A 20,198-nucleotide genomic window follows, 5' to 3' on the forward strand; every position below is an offset into this window, starting at 1 on the left:
CCGGATGTGTCAGAGGCGGAAGGCCAGATCGGGCGTGATGTCGGCGACGTCCATCTGGGCCTTCTGCAGCTTGCCGGAGTAGTCCCAGTTCATCGCCTGCCAGCGGGTGAACTGGTCGAGCACCCAGACGCCGCTCTGCCTGCTGCCGTTGCCCGACTTGCCGTTCCCGCCGAACGGCAGGTGCGCCTCGGCCCCCGAGGTCGAGTTGTTGACGCTGACCATGCCGGCCGACACGCCCGCGCGGAACCGGAACGCGGCCTTCGGGTCGGTGGTGTAGATCGACGACGACAGCCCGTAGCCCGGCCTGTTCGCCAGCTCGATCGCTTCGTCGAGCGAGTCGAACGCGGTCACGCCGACGATGGGGCCGAAGGTCTCCTCAAGGAAGATCCGGTCGTCCGGGCGCACTCCGTCGACGACGACCGGGTGGTAGTAGAGGCCCTCGCCGTCCATGCGGCCGGTCGGGCCGGGCAGCACGGTGTGGTGCGGCTGGACCCAGGTGAGGTACTCCTCGTACCGCTCGGCGAACTTGTGGTCGAGCAGCGGCCCGTAGAGCACGTCGCCGTTCGGGTCGCCGATCTTCGCCGCCTGTACGGCCTGGACGTACCGGCGTACGAACTCGTCGTGGACGTCCCGGTGGACGATGACCGTGCCGAGGGACGTGCAGCGCTGCCCGGCCGTACCGAACCCGGAGAACAGCGCGCCCTCGACGGCGAGGTCGAGATCGGCGTCGGGCATGACGACCATCGGGTTCTTGCCGCCGAGCTCCAGGCAGGCGGACTGCAGGTGCCGCCCGCACAGCTCGCCGACGCTGCGCCCGACCGCGCTGGACCCGGTGAAGCCGACCTTGTGCACGGTGCCCTCGGACAGCGCCTGGTCGAGCCCCTCGTACGTCCGCGCGCCGTCCGCGAACACGATGTTCAGCACGCCGTCGGGCAGCCCGGCGGCGGCGAACAGGCGGTACAGCGCGTGCGCGGACGCGGCGGCGTACTCGGCGGGCTTCCACACGACGGCGTTGCCGCACAGCAGAGCGGGCACCAGGTACCACGACGGGACGGCAACGGGGAAGTTGCCCGCCGTGATGACGGCCGCGACTCCGACCGGGACCCGGAAGGTGAACAGGTTCTTGTCCGGCATCTCCGACGGCACGGTCTGGCCGTAGAGGCGACGCCCCTCGCCGAGGAAGAAGTCGCACGTGTCGACGATCTCGCGGACCTCGCCCAGCGCCTCGGCGTACGGCTTGCCGATCTCCTCGGTCACCAGCCGGGCCAGGGACTCGGTGTTCGCCTCGACCAGTCGGCCGATGGACGCGATCACGCGGCCGCGCACCGGCGCGGGCACGCGGGCCCATTCCTTCTGCGCGGCGGCGGCCGTACGGCACGCCCGGGCGAACGTCGCCGCGTCCGCGAGCGGAACCGTGGCGACGACCTCCGAGGGCCGGGCCGGATTCGTGGACGAGTAGGGGGAACCTTCGGGTGCGTTCTTTCCACCGATGACGGAAGTGATCTGGCGGGTCACCGTTGACCTCCTCTTTCGGGCTACCGTCGCATTCTTTCAAGCGGGTACGACAGGGTGAAGCGTGAACCGGGGAGACGACGGATCACGCACCGGATCAGTCAGCGGATCAGTCAGCGGATCAGTCAGCGGATCATCGCACCGGGTCACTCGCGGGGTCACTCGCCGGGGGCCGCTCCCTGCCGATGGGCGATCGCCGCCGCCTGGGTACGGCTGGCCACGCCGAGCTTGGCCAAGATGTTGGAGACGTGCACGCTGACGGTCTTCTGCGAGATGTACAGCAGCTTGCCGATCTCCCGGTTGGGCAGACCGGCCGCCACATGTTCGAGCACCTCGCGCTCGCGGCTGGTCAGCGCGTCGAGGCCGCCCCCAGCACCTTGACCCCCAGCACCTTGACCGCTGGCACCGCCGGCGGGGGTGGGGCGGCGGGCCGCGCCGAAACGGGCTCGGAGGCCCAGCGTCTCCAGCGCCCGGCGCAGGGGAGCGGCCCCGAGCCGGTCGGCCGTCTCGACGGCCCGGGACCACTCGGTCCGTGCCGCCTCGCGGTCGCCCGCGTCGAGCAGGGACTCGGCGAGCCGCCAGCGGGACCGCGCCTCCTCGTAGACGAACCCGAACCCGAAGGCGTGGGCGGCCCGCCGCCACATCTCCGGCTCCGCCGTCCCTTTGGCCCGGTGCCATTCGGCCTCGGCCCGCAGCAGCCAGGCGGCGCCCTCCGGGCCCAGTTCCAGGCGTGGCCCGTACGGGCCGTTCACGGCGGACCAGCGCGCCCGTTCGATCAGGTCGTCGGCGCGCTCGCGGGCGTCGTGCGGCGCCGCGCCCTCCGCCAGCGCCCACAGGCCGGTCGCGCAGATCCGGATGAGCCCCGGATCGAACGGGTCGAGCGCGTCCACCACAGCCGTCACATGGGCGAGGGCGGTCTCCGGGTCGCCGCGCCAGAGAGCCTGCTCGGCGGCCAGCCCGCGCGCCATGTAGATCACCAGGTAGTCGGCCTGGCCGTCGCGCTCGTCCGCCTTCCAGAACGGCCGCAGCCACGAGAGCCGATCGTCGGCCGCGTCGCTCCCCCGGCCGACTTCGATGAATAGGGCGAACGACGACAGGTGCGCCTCGGCGGGCATGCCGACGCGCACGCCGAACCCCGCCGCGACACGCTCTGCCGTGTCCCAGTCACCGGACGCGTAGTGGATGAGGAACTGGAGGAAGCGCAGGTCCGTGCCGTACGTGCTCCAGGTCAGGCCGGTGCGCGCGGCCAGCTCGATGCTCGCGTCCGCCGTGCGCGCGGCGGCATCCAGCTCTCCGTGCTCGTACCGTACGCGGGCCTGGTGGAAGGCGGCGCGCAGGTCGATGCTGAGGTCGCCCGATCGCGTCGCGGTGGCGCGGTCGAGCAGCTCCTCCACCTGTTCCACCGTGCCCGTCGCCTCCTCCACGATGGCCAGCGAGATCAGGGCGCTGACCTCGGCGTCCCGCGCTCCGGCCGCCCGCGCGGCCTCAAGCGCCCGGGTCGCGAGGTCCCGTACGGCGGTGCCCGACGTGGCGAACATGGCCCGGGCGTACGTGGCCAGCGCGCGGGCGAGCAAGGGGGTCGGCTCGCCGGGCGGCAGCACGTCGACGGCGGCGCGCGCCGCCTCCACCATGCCGGCGCCGAGGTCGGAGTCGGTGAGGTAGTAGGCGATCCGCTCGTCCGTCTCGGAGATCAGGAGCGGATCGTCCAGCGACGGGCGCAGGCGCCGCAACCGGGCCACGGCGCGGCGGTAGTCCCCGGCGGCCGCGGCGGACGCGGCGCTGGACAGGGCGACGCGTACGGCGTTCGTGCCGGTGAGCCGCTCCGCGTCGGCCACGTGCTCCCAGATCTCGAGAGCCCGGTCGAAGTGGCGGTGAGCCTCCGCGGGCGCGCCCACCTCGGTCGCGAGCCGGCCCGCCTCGACCGACGCCCGGAGCGCTCCCGGCAGGTCGTGTCCGGCCTGGTAGTGATGGGCCAGCTCTGCCGCGGAGGCGCCGCGGGCGGCGAGCAGGCGGGCGAAGGTCCCGTGCAGCCGGGTCCGTTCGCCGGGAAGCAGGTCGTCGTAGACCGCCTCCTGGAGCAGCGCGTGCCGGAACGCGTAGCCGCTCCTGTTCGTGGTCAGCAGGCCGCGCGAGACGATCTCGCGCAGCGCGCCCTCCAGGGGGATCTCCCCGAGATCGGTGGCGTCCCTGAGCATGTCGTGATCGACGTTGTGACCGGCCACCGCGGCCACCCGCAGGACGTGGCGTGCCTGGTCGGGCAGCGCCTCCACCCGGGAGAGCAGGAGGTCGGACAGGGTGCCGGGCATCCCGTCGCACATCGCCGCCGCGGCGAGCAGTTCCTCGGCGAAGAACGGATTGCCGCCGGCGCGCTCGACGACTCCGCCGATCACGTTGCCGAGCACGCTTCTGGGGGTCGTGTCGATGGTCGCGAGGTATTCGGCCAGGTCGTCGTTCGCGAGCGGGGGCAGCTCGGTCGCGGTGACCAGCGGCAGCCGTTGCAGTTCGGCGAGGACCGGCCGCAACGGGTGCTTCCTGTGCAGGTCGTCGGTCCGGTAGGTCCCGACGACGGCGACCCGCTCCCGCTGGAGCATCCGGGTGAGGAAGACCAGCAGGTCACGGGTCGAACGGTCGGCCCAGTGCAGGTCCTCGAACACGAACAGCACCGGGCGGCCCTCGGCCAGCTCGGACAGGAAGCCCAGCACCGAGCCGAACAGCTGCTGCTGGGCGAGCGCGCCCGCCGCCGCCCCGGCCGCGCCCGGGTCGGCGCCGGGGAGTAGCCGCCGCAGCGCGGGCCAGGCGCTCAGCGCGCCGTCGGCCGCCGTGCCCGGCTCCGCCGCCCCGCGCAGCGCGTCCACGAGCGGCAGGTACGGCAGGGAGTCGCCGAGCTCGGCGCACTGCCCGACGAGGACGGTGAAGCCGCGATCCTCGGCCAGATCGCGGACCTCGGTGACCAGCCGGGTCTTGCCGATCCCCGCGTCGCCGCCCACGAGCGCGACCCCGGCCAGGCCGCCCTCCGCCGCGTCGAGCACGCGCACCAAGCGGTCGAGCTCGCCCGACCGGCCGATCAGCGCCGTTCGCGCGGTTCTCGGAGTCACGGCGTGAGTATGCCACGCTACTTGGACATATCCCTCGTGCTTGGAGCTTCCGTACAGGCCGGGCGTGCCGTACATGGCGGGGGAGGCGCGGCCGGGTCCTCAGGGTGATCCCGCCATCGCCGGGCCGTCGGCCGGGACTCGCACTGACCTGCGGTTTCGGGGTCGCGAGAGGCGAGGTCGCGGTTTTGTCGGCGGCGCTGGCTACTGTGCGGCGCGTGATCGAACGGTGGAGCCGCGATCAGGTGCTGGCACTGGCACCCGACGCGGCGTCGCAGAAGGCCGCGTCGGGCGTCAGTTCGCCCGGGAAGTGGTCCGTCCTCGGGGCGACCCCGGAGGTGCTCTGGGGCGAGTGCAAGGGGAGCGGGTCGAAGCCCTACCGCGCGTGCGTCGACCTGTCCGAACCGGCGTACCGGTGCAGCTGCCCGAGCAGGAAGTTCCCCTGCAAGCACTCCCTCGGCCTGCTTCTGCTGTGGTCGGCCGACGGCGTGCCCGCGGCGGACGAGCCGGCGGACTGGGCGGCCGAGTGGATGGACCAGCGCAGGGAGCGCGCCCTGAAACAGGCGTCCAAGATCGCCGCCGCTCTGGAGGCGGCTCAGGGGACCGAGGCTCAAGGTGCTGCGGATCAGGGGACCGCGGCTCAGGGCGCCCGGCCGGGAGACGGGCCGGGACAGGGAGAGGGGGCGGGGCGGCGCGGTGACGGTGACGGTGACCTCTCGGGCGGGCAGGCGGGGTCCTCGGCACCGGACCGGCGCGCCCGGCAACGGGAGCAGCGGGTCACCGCCGGGCTGTCCGAGTTGGAGAGGTGGCTGGCCGACCAGATCGCGCAGGGCATCGCGGGCGCCAGGCAGACCGGCCCGGGCGACTGGGACGCCCTCGCCAAACGCATGGTCGACGCCCAGGCGCCGGGGGTGGCGGGGATGTTCTCCCGGCTGCCGCCCGTGCTGCGCGAGGAGGACTGGCCGCGCCGCCTCCTGGGTGAGTACGCGCTGGTCCACCTGCTGGCCGTCGCGCACCGCCGTATGTCCGAACTGCCGCGCGATCTGGGCGAGGTGGTCCGATCCCGGATCGGCTTCCCCTTGGCGCGGGAGACCGTGCTCGCCACACCCGCGGTCCGTGACCGGTGGGACGTGATCGGCAGCAGGGATGAGGAGCAGGATCGGCTGATCGCCCGCCGGGTCTGGCTACGCGGCAGGGAGACCGGCAGGGCCGCGCTCGTGCTGTCGTTCGCTCCCGTGGGGCAGGCTCTCGACGCTTCGCTGGTCAGCGGTACCACAGTCGACGCCGATCTGGCGTTCTATCCGGGGGCCGCGCCGCTGCGCGCGCTGGTGGCCCGGCGCCATGGGGCGGTCCACGCGGGGCCGCCTCCCGGACTGAGCGCCGCGGAGGTCCCCGACCTGCTGGCGGGGGTGCTGGCCGGGGATCCCTGGACCGAGTCATGGCCCGTGGTCCTGGCCGGGGTCGTTCCGGCGAGTCCGGTGAACGGCGACGGCTGGCTTCTCGCGGACCCCGATCCCGGGTCGGCGTTCTCCGCTCAGGGGACGGCGCCCGCCGAGCGGGCGGCTGCGCCCGAGGACGCGTCCGGGGGCACCCGCGAGCCGGCGTCCACGCTCGACTCCGAGGGCGTCCCCGAAGTCGGCCCGCGGATCGGCACAGAAGACGTCAGCGGAGTCGTCCCGGAAGGCGGCGAAGTCGTCGCAGAGGGCGGCACCGAGGGTGGCACCGAAGTGGGCGGTCTGCGGCTCGACCCGTCGTGCGGCACGCCGTGGCGACTGCTCGCGGTGTCGGGTGGCCATCCGGTCACCGTCGCCTGCGAGTGGACGCCACGAGGGGCGCGGCCGTTGACCGTATGGGATGAGGAAGGCCAGGTGGTGGTGCTGTGACCACGAATCGTCACGGCGGCGACAGGGCCACCCCGTCAACGGCGACGCCGGAACTCGGGGGAGCCTCCGCCGCTTCGGTGCGCGATGGTGTGGTCCCCGATGGTGTGGTGCCCGATGGTGTGGCTCCGGGCGCAGGGGACGGGGGGTCCGGTCTGGCCGGCGAGTCTGGATGGGCGGAGGAGCCCGGGGGGAACGGCCAGGACGCGGCGACCTGGGAGGACCTCGTGTCGGCCGCGCTGGTCGGCACCGACCGGAGACCCGTGCCCGGCAGGCCGTCCGTCGTGCCTCCGGTCGACCTGCTGGAGCAGGCGGCCGTGCGGGTGATGCGGGTACGGGCGGGACAGCGGCCGCATAGGGGCCGGCCGCTGTCCCCCGCCCCGCCCGAGACGCGGCCTCTGGTGACCCGGACCGCGAGTGACCGGCTGGCCCGGATCCTCGCCGGGGAGCAGGGGCGCCTGCTGGCGGAGTGGCTGGAGATCGCGGCGGGAAGCGGCGTGCGGGTTCCGGCGCGGCTCATCCCGAAGCTCCTCGACCTGGGGGCGCGGGATCAGTCGATCCGGGGCCACCTGGGCGTGCTGGCCGGCGCGCGCGGCCGGTGGCTCGCCGGGCTCAACCCCGGCTGGTCCTACCTCCAGGCGGAGCCGACCGACGGGTACGCCGGGTCCACCGATGTGTGGGAGTTCGGCACGAGCGGCGATCGCCGGGCCTACCTGGCCGCGCTGCGCGCGGCCGATCCCACGGCGGCCAGGGAACTGCTCGCACGGGGCTGGAGCGAGGAGACACCCGAGGACCGGGCGGCGTTCACGCACCTCCTCGCCGAGGGGTTGACGATGGCCGACGAGCCCTTCCTGGAGGAGGCGCTCGACGACCGCCGCCGCGAGGTACGGCAGGCGGCCGCCGACCTGCTCACCCGGTTGCCCGGCTCGCGGCTCGGGACGCGGATGGCCGAGCGCGCGGGACGCCTGCTCACGCGGGGCGGTGACCGTCTCCGCGCCGAGGCGCCGAAGGCGTGCGACAGCAGGATGGAGCGCGACGGGGTCCGGGCCCGCCCGCCCGCGGGGACCGGGCAGCGGGGGTGGTGGCTGCAGCAGGTCATCGCGCATACGCCCCTTTCGTTCTGGACCGGGCGCTTCGGCCTCTCCCCGGTTGAGATCACCACCATGGAGGTCGGCGACTGGGCCAGGGAGGTCCGCATGGGCTGGACCCGCGCGGCGATCCTTCAGCGAGACGGGGTCTGGGCGCGAGCGCTCATCGAGGTGGAGCCGCTGACGGACCTGCTCGCGATCCTCCCCCCGGCCGAGCAGTCCCGGGTGGCGGCGGAGTTCGTCCGCCACCACCCCGTCGACGGGCAGATGATCATGATGCTCGGCGGCATTCCCCGGCCGTGGGGCACACCGCTGGCGAAGGCCGTACTGGAGAAGATCGTGAACACCTCGACCGCCCAGCCGTGGAACGCCGGGGAGCTGGCGCGGCTCGCGGGTGAGCGGTTCGACCCCGCGATGTACGGCCTGGTGGCGCGGCTGTCGGACCTCTCCGAGGTCCGCGAGGTGTCCGCCACGCTCCGGTTCCGCTACGACATGGCCGGGGAACTCGCCGCGGACGGTCCCGGTGAAGGGCACACAGCCGAAACCGTGGCTGGACTCGCGGCTGGACCCATGGCCGGGGCAGCGGCTGGACCTGCGGCCGGGCCTGACGAGAGACGGACAGACGACGGACACGGCACCGCCGCCCAGGAAGACGGCGGGCCGCTAGGCGAGGAGGACAAGTGACGGTTCTGCGCCCGCACGCGGAAGATCAGTACGCGGACGAGCTGGCGATCCTGGCCAAGGACGACGACCGGCCCAGGCCGCCGGGCTGGCGGCTCTCGCCCTGGGCCGTGACCACGTACCTGCTCGGAGACCCCGATCACCCCGGGGGCGTCATCACGCCGAAGTACATCGGCCCGAGAAGGATCGTCGAGGTCGCGGTCGCCACCCTGGCCACCGACAGGGCGCTGCTGCTGCTCGGGGTTCCGGGAACGGCGAAGACGTGGCTGTCGGAGCACCTCGCCGCGGCGATCAGCGGTGACTCCACCCTCCTGGTGCAGGGCACGGCGGGCACCGCCGAGGAAGCCATCCGATACGGCTGGAACTACGCGCGGCTGTTGTCGGAGGGCCCGTCCCGCCAGGCGCTGACCCCGAGCCCCGTCATGCGGGCGATGGCCGAGGGACGGCTGGCCCGCGTGGAGGAGCTGACCCGCATGCCGTCCGACGTCCAGGACGCGTTGATCACTGTCCTCTCGGAGAAGACGCTCCCGATCCCCGAACTGAACGAAGAGGTCCAGGCGGCCAAGGGCTTCAACGTCATCGCGACCGCCAATGACCGGGACCGCGGGGTCAACGAGCTGTCCAGCGCGCTGCGCAGGCGGTTCAACACGGTCGTGCTGCCCGTGCCCGCCAGCGCGGAAGAAGAGGTGGACATCGTCTCCCGCCGGGTCGCCCAGCTCGGCCGCTCGCTGGAGTTGCCCGAGACGCCGACCGGGCTGGAGGAGATCCGCCGGGTCGTCACGGTGTTCCGTGAGTTGCGCTCCGGCGTGACCTCCGACGGCAGGACCAAGGTCAAGTCGCCGAGCGGCACGCTCAGCACCGCCGAGGCGATCTCGGTGGTGACCAGCGGCATCGCGCTCGCGGCCCACTTCGGCGACGGGGTGCTGCGTCCCTCTGACGTGGCGGCGGGCATCCTCGGCGCGGTCGTTCAGGATCCCGTGTCGGACCGGGTGGTCTGGCAGGAATACCTGGAGGCCGTCGTCAGAGAGCGCGAGGACTGGCGCGACTTCTATCGGGCCTGCCGCGATGCGAGCTGACCTCCTCCGCACGGCCGGTGACACGATCCGCGGCGTCTCCGACGTCTCCGACGTCTCCGACGGCGCCGTCGCGGATACGGCCGACGACACAGCCGGTGGCGCGACCGGTGTCGCGACCGTCGGCGCGATCAGTGGCATGGCCGGTGACGGGACCCATGACGCGGTCGGTGACGCAGCAGATGACATCCGTGGATGCACGATCGGTATCGGAACGGATGACGTGGCCGTGCGGGGCATCGGACGGCGAGGGATCGGGCGGCACGCATTCGGGCGGCCGGGCATCGGACGGTGGGCTGGACAGCGGACCGGACGGCGGGTGATCGGGTGACGACCACGATTCTGGGCGTGCGGCACCACGGTCCGGGGTCCGCCCGAGCGGTGCGTTCCGCGCTGGAGCGGTTGGAGCCGGACATCGTGCTCATCGAGGGGCCGCCGGAGGCGGACGCCCTGGTTCCCCTCGCCGCAGAACCGGACATGGAACCTCCTGTCGCGCTGCTCGCCCACGTGCCGGGTGATCCGTCGAAGGCCGCGTTCTGGCCGTTCGCGGTGTTCTCGCCCGAGTGGCAGGCGATCCGTTACGCGGCCACGGCCGACGTCGAGGTGCGGTTCTGCGATCTGCCTGCCGCCCACGGCCTCGCGCTCGACGGAGGACGGTCCGGCGAGGCGGAGACCGCCGTTCACGCCGATCCGATCGGGGCGCTGGCCGAGGCGGCGGGCTACGACGACCCGGAGCGGTGGTGGGAGGACGCCGTCGAACACCGTACGGACGGTGAGGCCGGCCACGGCTCGGTGTTCGAGGTGATCGCCGAGGCGATGACGGCCGTTCGCGAGGGCCACGTACCCGATCGGCACGAGGCACGCCGCGAGGCGTACATGCGCAGGACGCTCAGGCAGGCGGTCAAGGACGGCTTCCGGAACATCGCCGTCGTGTGCGGCGCCTGGCACGTGCCCGCGCTCGCGACGCTTCCCCGGGCCGCCGACGACGACCGGCTGCTCAAGGGCATGCCCAAGGTCAAGGTTGAGATGACCTGGGTGCCGTGGACGCACGGGCGGCTGGCCGCGTGGAGCGGTTACGGCGCGGGCGTCACCTCGCCAGGGTGGTACCACCATCTGTTCACCGCGCCCGACCGGCCGATCGAGCGATGGCTGGCGCGGGCCGCCGCGGTGCTCCGCGAGGAGGACCTGCCCGTCTCGTCCGCGCACGTCATCGAGGCCGTACGGCTCGCGGACGGCCTTGCGACGCTGCGGGACCGGCCGCTCGCCGGTCTGACCGAGGTGAGCGAGGCGGTCTGCGCGGTGCTCTGCGAGGGCGACGAGTTGCCGGCCGACCTGGTCCAGCGCCGCATGGTGGTGGGGGAGCGGCTCGGCCATGTGCCCGATTCGACCCCGATGGTGCCGTTGCAGCGACACCTGCGGGGGGAGCAGCGGCGGGTGAAGCTCAAGCCGGAGGCACTGGGCCGGGACCACGACCTCGACCTGCGCAAGTCCCTCGACCTCGACCGCAGCAGGTTGCTGCACCGGCTCGGGCTCATCGGGGTGCCGTGGGGCACGCCGCGTGAGACCAGAGGCAAGGGCACCTTCAAGGAGTCCTGGACGCTGGAGTGGCGTCCCGAGTTCGACGTCAGCCTGATCGAGGCCGCGGTCTGGGGAATCACCGTCGAGGCCGCGGCCACCGCGCGGGTGTGCGACCTGGCGGAGAAGGGCGCCCCGGCTCACGGCGCCTCCGCTCATGGTGCCTCCCTTCACGGCTCCCCGGCTCACGGCCTCCCGGGCGTCGGGTTGCCGGCTCCGGCGGCCGGTGCCCACAGGGTGTCGCTGGCGGAGTTGACCGCCCTGGTCGAGAAGTGCCTTCTCGCCGACCTGCCGGACGCTCTGCCGTACGTGCTGGGGGTGATCGGCGACCGGGCGGCGCTGGACAGCGACGTCGGCCACCTGATGGCGGCGCTTCCCGCGCTGGTCCGGGCCCAGAGGTACGGCGACGTCCGCGGCACCCCGGCCGCCGGGCTGGCCACGATCGTGGACTCGCTGCTGACGCGCATCTGCACCGGGCTCCCGACCGCGGTCACCGGCCTGGACGATGATCCGGCCCGGCAGCTGGTGTCCCAGATCGACGCGGTTCACTCCGCGGTGGCCCTGCTGCACGACGGGCACGGGGAAGGCGGGCATGGCAGCGGGCACGGGGAAGGCGGGCACGGCGGCGGGCAGAGGACGGCGCGCGGGATCGGGCAGGGGATCGGGCAGGGCTCGCCGCGCGGGCGCTGGCTCGCGACGCTCAGGAGCGTGGCGAGCCGGAGCGACCTGCCCGGGGTGATCGAGGGCAGGCTGGTGCGCATCCTGTTCGACGCGCAGATGGCGGACGACGTCCAGGTCCGGATGTCACGCGCGATGTCCCTCGGCCACCCGCCCGCGCGGGCCGCCGCCTGGGTCGAGGGCTTCCTGTCGGGCGGAGGGCTGCTGCTCGTCCACGACTCCCGGCTGCTCGCCGCGGTGGACGGCTGGCTGACCGGCCTGTCGCCGGAGGCGTTCGTGGACGTGCTTCCGCTGCTGCGGCGCACGTTCGGCGCCTTCGCGCCGCCGGAACGCCGCTCGATCGGCGAGCGGGTCAGGTCCGGTACGGCCGCCGCCTGCGGTGGCGGTGACGGGGGCCGTGGCGGGACAGGCGACGGGGCGGATCACGACGACGAGCGGGCGGCTCCGGCCGTCCGGACCGTGCTGGAAATCCTGGGGAGGGCGTGATGGAGGAGCGGTTGCGCCGCTGGCGGCTGGTCCTCGGCGGTGACGCGGACGGGACCGGCTGCGCGCTCGGCGGCGCCGATGCCGGCATGGACGCGGCGCTGTCCGCGCTCTACGGCGGGGGACCGGGCGCGGGGCGCGGCGACGGCGAGCGCAGTGCGGGTCTCGGCGCGTCCGCGCCGAGGGTGGCCCGATGGCTGGGCGACATCCGCGCCTACTTCCCCTCGACGGTCGTCCAAGTGATGCAGAAGGACGCGATCGAGCGGCTCAACCTGAGCCGCCTCCTGCTGGAACCCGAGATGCTGGAGGCGGTCGAGCCCGACGTCCACCTGGTCGGGACGCTGCTCTCGCTGAACCGGGTCATGCCGGAGAAGGCGCGCGAGTCGGCCCGCGCCGTGGTCCGCAAGGTCGTCGCCGAGCTGGAGTCCAAGCTCGCGCAGCGGACCCGGGCGGCCGTGACCGGTGCGCTGGACCGCTCGGCGCGGACCCATCGGCCGCGGCGGGTCGCCGACATCGACTGGGACCGCACGATCCGGGCGAACCTGAAGAACTACCTGCCCGAGCGCAACACGGTCGTGCCGTCCCGGCTGGTGGGGTATGCCCGCAGGCAACAGGCCGTCCAGCGGGAGGTCGTCCTGTGCATCGACCAGAGCGGGTCGATGGCGGCGTCGGTCGTCTACTCCAGCGTCTTCGGTGCGGTCCTGGCGTCGATGCGGTCGCTGCGGACCAGCCTGGTGGTGTTCGACACCGCGGTGGTCGATCTGACGGACCAGCTGCACGACCCGGTGGAGCTGCTGTTCGGCACCCAGCTCGGGGGCGGCACGGACATCAACCGGGCGATCGCCTACAGCCAGGGGTTGATCACCCGGCCGACGGACTCCATCTTCATCCTGATCAGTGACCTCTACGAGGGCGGTGTCCGTGAGGAGATGCTCCGCAGGGTGGCCGCGATGACGGCCGCCGGGGTTCAGGTGATCGTGCTGCTGGCCCTGTCGGACGAGGGCGCGCCGTCCTACGACCACGACAACGCGTCGGCGCTCTCGGCGCTGGGCGTGCCGGCGTTCGCCTGCACGCCGGACGCGTTCCCCGGCCTGATGGCGGCCGCCATCGAGCGCCGTGACATCTCCCAGTGGGTGGAGCGCAATATGTCCTAGGTCTAATGGCCGATTACGGACACTATTGGGTGATCTGTAACGTCCGTAGCGTGAATTCGGTAATGACGGCCCCGCCGATCTTTTCGCAGCGATATCGGGCTCTCGGGATCGGCATGGTCGCCATCATCATGTTGATCGCCTTCGAGTACCTCGCGGTCGCCACCGCCATGCCCGTCGTCGCCGAACGGCTCGACGGAATGTCCCTGTACGGCCTGGCCTTCAACGCGAGCCTGGTCGCGAGCGTGATCGCGACCCTGGTGGGCGGGAAGTGGAGCGACACGCGAGGACCGGTGGCACCCCTGTGGATCGGCCTGGTGGGCTTCTGCGCGGGCCTCCTCGTCGCCGGGACCGCCCCCACCATGGACGTCTTCGTCGCGGGACGGTTCCTGCAGGGGCTCGGCGGCGGTCTGTTCTCCGTCGCGATGTACGTGCTGATCGACCAGGTGTATCCGCCCGAGATGCACCCCAGAGTGTTCTCCCTGCTCTCGGCCGCCTGGGTGATGCCGTCGCTGGTCGGACCGGCCATCACCGGCCTGGTGGTGGAGAACGTGGGCTGGCGCTGGGTGTTCCTCGGAGTGCCGATCATCGCCGCCCCCGCCGCCGTCTTCCTGTGGCGGGGACTCGCGGAACATCGCGCCGCGCCGCGGTCCGCCGTGCCCGTGCCCGAGCCCGAGCCCGTGACCCTGCCCGCGTCCACTTCCGCGTCCGGGGTCGCCTCCGCGCCCGCCTCCCGCGGATTCGCGACGAAGCTGGTGCTGGGCGTGGTGGTGGCCACCGGGGCGGCGCTCATGCAGTACGGCAGCGGGGCCAAGGTCGTGCCGCTGCTGCTCGCCGGGGCCGCCGTCCTCGTGGTGGCGCTGCCGCGGCTGCTGCCCAAGGGGACGATCCGAGCCGCCCGCGGCGTCCCGGCGGTGGTCGCGCTCCGGGGCCTGGCGGCGGGCGCGTTCTTCGCGGCCGAGGTGTTCGTGCCGCTCCTGCTCCACAACGAGCGCGGGTTGAGCCCCACGCAGGCCGGCCTCGCGCTCACCGGTGGCGCCATCTTCTGGTCGACCGGGTCGTGGATCCAGGGACGCAGGCCGCGCGACCGTGCGGTGATCCTGCGGACGGGCACCACCCTGATCGCGGCGGCGGTGCTGCTGACCGCGCTGACGGTCTTCCCCTCGGTGCCGGTGATCGTCGGGTTCCTCGCCTGGTGCGTGGGCGGCCTGGGCATCGGCCTGGTCTATCCGACGCTGTCCGTCCTGATCCTCGAGTTGTCGTCCCCCGCCGAGAAGGGCGCCAACAGCGCCTCGCTCGCGATCGGCGAGTCCGTCTACTCTGTCGTCGCCATCGCGATCACCGGGGCGATCTCCACCGCTTTCGCACGGTCGGCGGCCAGCTATGTGGTGTGCTTCGTCCTGCTCGCGATGATGGCCGGCGCCGCGGCGCTCGCCTCCGGACGTTTTGAGCACCCTCGCGGGGCGGGCACCATGGAGGTCTAACGGAAGGGGATGTCACTTGCCGCGTGTCCGGGAGCTCGAACTCTTCAGGCTGACCCTGCCCTACGGCAGGCGGCCAGAGAGCATCCTGGTGAGGATCACCGACTACGGCGGGATGGTCGGCTGGGGAGAGGCCGTCCGGCCCTCCACGTCGCTGCCCGGCGAACGGTGCGACGAGCAGGGGGACGGGCACGAGAAGCTGTGGACCTCCCTGGAGGAGTCCCTCCCCGCCGCGCTGGTCGGGGTCGACTGGGAGCATCCGTCCGAGCTGGGGCGGATTCCCGGAGGCTCGGCTGCGGACATGGCCTGCTGGGACCTGTGGGCCCGGATGAAGGGCGTTCCGCTGTCCCACGCCCTCGGCGGCAGCCGTACCTCCCTCATGGCGACCGTGCGGCTCGGCGCCGAACGCTCCCTGGAGAGCATGGTGGCCCGGGTGAACCGGCATGTCTGCGCCGGATACGTCCATGTGACGATGGACGTCCACCCGGGATGGGACGTCGAGCCGCTGCGCGCGGTACGCGCGGCGTACCCGGGCCTGGCGATCGCCGTGGACGGGCACGGCGCCTACACGGAGATCTCCCAGCTGGAGGCGCTCGACGCGTACGGCCTGGTGGCGATCGAGCGGCCGTTCACCGACCTGGCGACGAGCGCCGAACTCCAGGACCGGATCTCGGCGGCCGTCGTGGTCGAGGCGCGCTCGGTCACGGAACTGGACCAGGCCATCGCCGCGCACGCGGGCCGGGCGCTGCTGCTGCGCCCCTCGCGGTTCGGCTCCCTGTCCGACGTACGGCTCGCGCACGACACGGCGGTGGACGCCGGATGGGACATCACCTGCGCGGGCGGACTCGGCGTCGGGCTGGCCCGCGCCGCCACGGTGGCCGTGGCGAGCCTGCCGGGCTGCACGCTGCCGAGCGACGTGGCGGAGCCGCCGCGCAGCGCGCAGATCGTCATGCCGCCGGTCGGCGCGTCCGGAGGGGTCGTCGCCGTGCCCCTCACGCAGCCGGGGCTCGGCCACACCATCGACGAGGCGAAGGTCCGCCGCCTGGCCAAGGACACCTTCCGGGTCTGACGGCCCGGTGACCCGGCCCGGTGACCCGGTGACGCGGTGACCTGCGGCCGGGCGACCGGGCCGACCCGGCCGCCCGGCGGTGCCTACAGGGCGCTGCAGCCCTCGCCGATCGGGCTGGGGGCGCCCGCCGTGACCGGCGCGTGCTTCTGCGCCCGCCGCCTGACCGGCGCGGACGACTTCGCGATCGCCTGGGCCGTGAGGAGGCGGATCTGCGCCCAGTCGGGCGTGCTCGTGCTGATCAGCGGAGGCATGAACTGGACGCTCGTCACGCGGGCGTTCTTGGCCTTCACGGCCAGCGGCACGAGGTCCTCCAGCATCGATCGCGGGATGTCGGTGCGCAGGATCCTGCGCGTGGCCGCGGCGATCTGGTTGAACCGGGAGAGCACCGTCGCCGGATCGGCCTGGTCCAGCAACGCGCTGAACACGCACCGCTGGCGGCGCATGCGGACGAAGTCGTCGCTGTTGGTGCGGGACCGCGCGAACCACAGCGCGTCGGCTCCGCTCAGCCTGCGGGTGCCCGCCCGGACGAGCCCCTCGTTGTACTTGCCGTACACGATGTCGCTGTCCACGGTCAGGACGAGCCCGCCGAGAGCATCGACGATCTTGGCGAAGCCCCAGATGTTGACCAGCGTGTACCAGTCGATCCTGAGCCCGAGGATGTAGCCGATCGTCTCCTTGAGCGTCTCGGCCCCCATGTGCCGGCGCCCGCCGAAGAGCTCGGGATGGTCCTCGGCGTACTGCCAGACCCCGAACAGCAGGTCGTCCCGCCAGCCGGGGCGGTATTCGGGGAGGGTGAACCCGGTGGGGAAGCGGCGCGCCATCGGACTGCCCGGCGGGAACGGGACGTGTTCCAGGTTCCTCGGCAGGCCGAGCAGCACGGTGTTGCCGGTGCGGACGTCCACGCTGGCGACGTTCAGGCTGTCGGTGCGCATCCCGGTCCTGTCGTTGCCCCAGTCGCCTCCGAGGAGCAGGACGTTGATCCGGTCCCGGCCGCCCCAGGGGTCGCTGGCGGCGAGCCGCCCGCCGGGGACCACCGGGGCCAGGGGCCCGGCCGACGCGGCGAACACCTTGTCGATGGTCCGCTCGGACTCGGCCACGTACTGCGCGGCCACGGCGAAGGGAAGCGCGACGGTGACCGACAGCGTGCCCGCGACGAGACCGGTGACCACCTGGGCGGTCCTGGGCAGGCCCTGCGGCCGCAGCACCACGAACGAGTGGATCACCAGCGCGAACCACGCCGCGCCGGCGACCGCGGTGACGATCTCGATCAGGCCGAGCCAGTTGAGCGCGCGGCCGGCCAGGTGCGCGTCCGCGTTCAGCGCGACCAGCCCCAGGGCGATCAGGACCACGGCGTACGCGCCGACCAGCGCTGATCCGGTGCGCTTCCAGCCGGCGCGGAGATGCGCCGCGCCGGGCAGCACGACGGACAGCGCCGTCCAGCCGATCAGCGCCGCCGCGCCGACGGGCTTCGGCGTCCTCTCCGGTTCGCGTTCAGATATCGGACGGGCGAAGGGCACGTGCTCACCCCAAGGAACGTATCCGCACAGAACTGAATAAAGTTCGGCTCATGGCTTTCGACGAGATCGAGAACCGCGCGGTCAGGAATGTGGCCGTGATCACATTGGCCCCGATGGGCCACGACCGCGCCGGTGCCCCTTCGAGCCGTGGCGAGTCGATACGGGTATTTGACCAGGTCAATGCCGATCGCGCTCACGCGGACCGGGCTGCTTACCGGCCGGGGCGGGTGCGTTTGCGTCGAGAGAGAGCCGGGGTCCCCTCCCGGCCGGTACACCCCTTGGAGCTGCCGTGACCGCTGTCCCCGACATCCTCGGAGCCGACTACGACGCCGTCGTCCTCCCCATGGGCCGCGACGCCGAGGGCGAGGTCGTCGCCACCCTCGTACGGCGCCGCGTGGCCGGATCGCGGCGGGCCGTCCTGTACATCCACGGCTTCACCGACTATTTCTTCCAGACCCACGTGGCCGATCACTACGCCGCCCAGGGCGTCAGCTTCTACGCTCTCGACCTGCGCAAGTACGGCCGCTCGCTGCTGGCGCACCAGACCAGGGGCCTGGTCGCCAGCGTCACCGAGCACTTCCCCGAGATCGACGAGGCCGTGCGGATCATCCGGGAGGACCACGACGAGCTCACGGTCAGCGCGCACTCGACCGGCGGGCTCATCGCGGCGCTGTGGGCCGACCGCGTGCGCGGCCGGGGCCTCGTGGACGCCCTCGTCCTCAACAGCCCCTTCCTCGATCTCAACGTGCCCGCCCTGCTCAGGGGAGCCGCCGACGCGCTCGGGGGCGTCCTGGCCAGGCTGCCCGCGACGGCCGTGCTGCCCCTCGGCGCCGCCACCGCGTACGGCACGAGCCTGCACCGCGACCACAGAGGGGAGTGGGACTACGACCTGGAGTGGAAGCCGCTCGCGGGCTTCCCCGTGCACGCCGTGTGGCTGGCGGCGATCCGGCGGGCGCACCGGCGGTTGCACGCCGGGCTCCGCGTCGACGTCCCCGTGCTGGTGCTGTGCGCCGAGCGCAGCCTGCGGGTGCGCGACTTCATCCCCGAGGCGCACTCCGCGGACGTGGTCCTCGACGCCGAGCACATCGCCCGCTGGTCCACCAGGATCGGGCCGCACGTGACCTGCGTGCGGGTCCCCGGCGGGATGCACGACCTGCTGCTGTCACCGGAGCCGGTGCGCAAGCAGGTGCTCGCGGAGATCGACCGCTGGCTGGCCTACGTCGGCCCCGGCCGGGAACCCGGTCAGGGCGCCGGTCAGGGCGCCGGTCAGGGCGCCGGTCAGGGCGCCGGTCACCAGGGGAAGGCGAACAGCCCGAAGTAGGCCGCGGTGAGCAGCAACAGGCCGGTGCCGCCGAGCACTCCGGCCAGCGTGAACGACTGCCAGCGGGTGGGCTCCCAGCCGTCGCGCAGCGCGCCGATCACCGCCGCCGTCGCGGCGACCTCCTGCGCGAGCATCAGCACCGCGAGCAGCCGCACGACCAGCCAGCCGGACTGTACGGCGGGCCAGGCGCCGGCCTGGTTCACCGAGAAGAGCACGATCAGGGTGATGAACGCGAGGGCGGCGGCCAGCATGCCGAGCCCCGTCCAGGCCATCCGCCTGATCCGGCGCCGGATCCCGGACCACGCCTGCGCGTTGGCCGCCAGCCTCAGGTCACGGCCGCGCAGCCGGACGACCATCTCGGTGACCGGGGCGGTGACATAGCCGACGGCGGCCAGGCAGATCGTGAGCCACAGGAAGGTGGTGCCGCCGTACCAGGGGGCGGCCGGGACGTCGCTGGCCTCGAACCGCTGGACCGGCGTCGCGCCCGCGATCGGCGGCGCCTGCCCGGCCGTACCCGGGAGACCCCTGATCCAGTTGGCGAGGGTCGGCAGGTAGTCGCGCACGAACGGCCCGCCGTTGGTCCGCATCGCGTGGTCGGCCCCGGCGAGGAACCGGATCGTGTAGTCGCGGTTGCCCCCCGCGGCGAGGGCCGAGGTCAGGGTCCTGGTGCTCTCCACGAACGGGATCGAGGGGTCCATCGTGCCGTACAGCGCGAGCACGGGCTGGGTGATCCCCGTCAGCGCCGGGACGCCGTCGTAACGCAGGAAGTCGAAGCCCACGCCGCCCATCGCGCGGGTCAGCAGATCGCGTACCCCCGCCGGGGCGTGCAGCCGCTGGAGCTGCTCGTTCAGCGCCCAGGCGACCTGACGCATCGGGGAGACGTTCGGTGAGGACACCAGGACGACGAACCGCACGTCCGCGCTCCGCGCCGCCGCGATGGGCACAACCCAGCCGCCCTCACTGACACCCCACAGCCCGGTGCGCGCCGGATCCACGTCGGGCCTGGCACGCAGGAGCCCGATCATCCGGAGCGCGTCGTCGGCCAGCAGCGCGAAGTCGCGGTCGCGGAAGGAGTACCCGACCGTGCGCTTGTCGTAGGCGACGGTCACGACGCCCCGCTCGGCGAGCCATCTCGCCTGGGAGGTGAACTCGCTGCCGGTGCCCGAGCCCGACCCCTGCACGAACACCATCGCCGGATGCCGTCCGGGGGAGAGGGGGGCCCGGATCGTGGCACTCAGCGTCTCTCCCCGCGCGTGGACCGTGACCCGCTCGGTCGAGAAGGCCGCCTGGGCGGATATGGGAAGGGACTCGGTCACCGGCTGTGCCGGAAGGGAGTGGAACTCCTCGGACTCCGGCAGCGGCGCCGGGTGGAACGACGGAGGGGAGAGCACGTATCCGAGCATGGCGAGCGCGACGGCCACGACGGTGATGGTCACGGTCAGCATGCCTCGGCCGATGTTCATGAGACCGCTCCCCGACTGACGAATCCTGTACCCAGCCGCGCCCTGCTCTTTACCTCTGCCCACTGATCGCCAGGTTAAGTCATTACGTGATATCTGAGGTACGCGCGAGGCCACATTTGTCGGAGAGACCTGTT

Annotated in this window: 13 protein-coding genes; 9 read left to right on the forward strand and 4 right to left on the reverse strand. The window is 72.7% G+C overall.

Annotation, left to right across the window (positions count from 1 at the left end; all coding sequences use genetic code 11):
• Window positions 1-9: 9 nt before the first annotated feature.
• Together AB0I59_RS05880 and AB0I59_RS05885 are read right to left on the reverse strand one after the other, a co-directional pair.
• On the reverse strand, window positions 10-1,515 hold the full coding sequence (locus AB0I59_RS05880; RefSeq protein WP_061255478.1) for an aldehyde dehydrogenase family protein: 1,506 nt from the start codon (window positions 1,513-1,515) through the stop codon (window positions 10-12).
• A gap of 155 nt (window positions 1,516-1,670) precedes the next feature.
• Entirely contained in the window at window positions 1,671-4,607 is a 2,937-nt protein-coding gene (locus AB0I59_RS05885) for a helix-turn-helix transcriptional regulator (RefSeq protein ID WP_358130471.1), read from the reverse strand.
• A gap of 215 nt (window positions 4,608-4,822) precedes the next feature.
• On the opposite strand from AB0I59_RS05885, the gene AB0I59_RS05890 reads away from it, so the two are divergent.
• The 8 genes from AB0I59_RS05890 to AB0I59_RS05925 all read left to right on the forward strand — a co-directional run bounded on the left by AB0I59_RS05890 (window position 4,823) and on the right by AB0I59_RS05925 (window position 15,763).
• Window positions 4,823-6,487, forward strand: coding sequence for an SWIM zinc finger family protein (locus AB0I59_RS05890; RefSeq protein ID WP_358130474.1), 1,665 nt, complete (start codon window positions 4,823-4,825; stop codon window positions 6,485-6,487).
• Window positions 6,484-8,256 (forward strand): DUF5691 domain-containing protein, encoded by a 1,773-nt coding sequence (locus tag AB0I59_RS05895; protein WP_358130476.1) that lies wholly within the window; start codon window positions 6,484-6,486, stop codon window positions 8,254-8,256. Before AB0I59_RS05890 ends, AB0I59_RS05895 begins: the two co-directional genes overlap by 4 nt.
• Entirely contained in the window at window positions 8,253-9,329 is a 1,077-nt protein-coding gene (locus AB0I59_RS05900) for an ATP-binding protein (RefSeq protein ID WP_061255479.1), read from the forward strand. The genes AB0I59_RS05895 and AB0I59_RS05900 overlap by 4 nt, the downstream gene beginning before the upstream one ends.
• Complete coding sequence (locus AB0I59_RS05905; protein WP_358130479.1) at window positions 9,319-9,657, forward strand: hypothetical protein; 339 nt, start codon at window positions 9,319-9,321, stop codon at window positions 9,655-9,657. The genes AB0I59_RS05900 and AB0I59_RS05905 overlap by 11 nt, the downstream gene beginning before the upstream one ends.
• Complete coding sequence (locus tag AB0I59_RS05910) at window positions 9,654-12,065, forward strand: DUF5682 family protein (RefSeq protein WP_358130482.1); 2,412 nt, start codon at window positions 9,654-9,656, stop codon at window positions 12,063-12,065. The genes AB0I59_RS05905 and AB0I59_RS05910 overlap by 4 nt, the downstream gene beginning before the upstream one ends.
• The gene (locus AB0I59_RS05915; RefSeq protein WP_228647489.1) at window positions 12,065-13,216 is read left to right on the forward strand and encodes a VWA domain-containing protein; all 1,152 of its coding nucleotides are present in this window, start codon (window positions 12,065-12,067) and stop codon (window positions 13,214-13,216) included. Before AB0I59_RS05910 ends, AB0I59_RS05915 begins: the two co-directional genes overlap by 1 nt.
• Before the next feature lie 113 nt (window positions 13,217-13,329).
• A complete protein-coding gene (locus tag AB0I59_RS05920) occupies window positions 13,330-14,697 on the forward strand; it encodes an MFS transporter (RefSeq protein WP_358130484.1) in 1,368 nt (455 codons plus the stop codon).
• A 16-nt stretch (window positions 14,698-14,713) separates the two neighbouring features.
• Entirely contained in the window at window positions 14,714-15,763 is a 1,050-nt protein-coding gene (locus AB0I59_RS05925; RefSeq protein ID WP_358130487.1) for an enolase C-terminal domain-like protein, read from the forward strand.
• A gap of 83 nt (window positions 15,764-15,846) precedes the next feature.
• Here the strand turns inward: AB0I59_RS05925 and AB0I59_RS05930 are convergent, their stop codons facing one another.
• Window positions 15,847-17,280, reverse strand: coding sequence for an LCP family glycopolymer transferase (locus AB0I59_RS05930; protein ID WP_061255485.1), 1,434 nt, complete (start codon window positions 17,278-17,280; stop codon window positions 15,847-15,849).
• A gap of 289 nt (window positions 17,281-17,569) precedes the next feature.
• Here AB0I59_RS05930 and AB0I59_RS05935 point away from each other — a divergent pair, with 289 nt between their 5' ends.
• Window positions 17,570-18,601, forward strand: a complete 1,032-nt coding sequence (locus AB0I59_RS05935) for an alpha/beta hydrolase (protein ID WP_358130490.1) — start codon at window positions 17,570-17,572, stop codon at window positions 18,599-18,601.
• Here AB0I59_RS05935 and AB0I59_RS05940 read toward each other — a convergent pair.
• Window positions 18,571-20,064, reverse strand: a complete 1,494-nt coding sequence (locus AB0I59_RS05940; protein ID WP_061255486.1) for an alpha/beta hydrolase family protein — start codon at window positions 20,062-20,064, stop codon at window positions 18,571-18,573. The two genes, AB0I59_RS05935 and AB0I59_RS05940, sit on opposite strands and share 31 nt — an antisense overlap.
• Window positions 20,065-20,198: the final 134 nt, after the last annotated feature.

Origin of the sequence: Microtetraspora glauca (assembly GCF_040656155.1) — a bacterium.
Taxonomy (GTDB): domain Bacteria; phylum Actinomycetota; class Actinomycetes; order Streptosporangiales; family Streptosporangiaceae; genus Microtetraspora; species Microtetraspora glauca.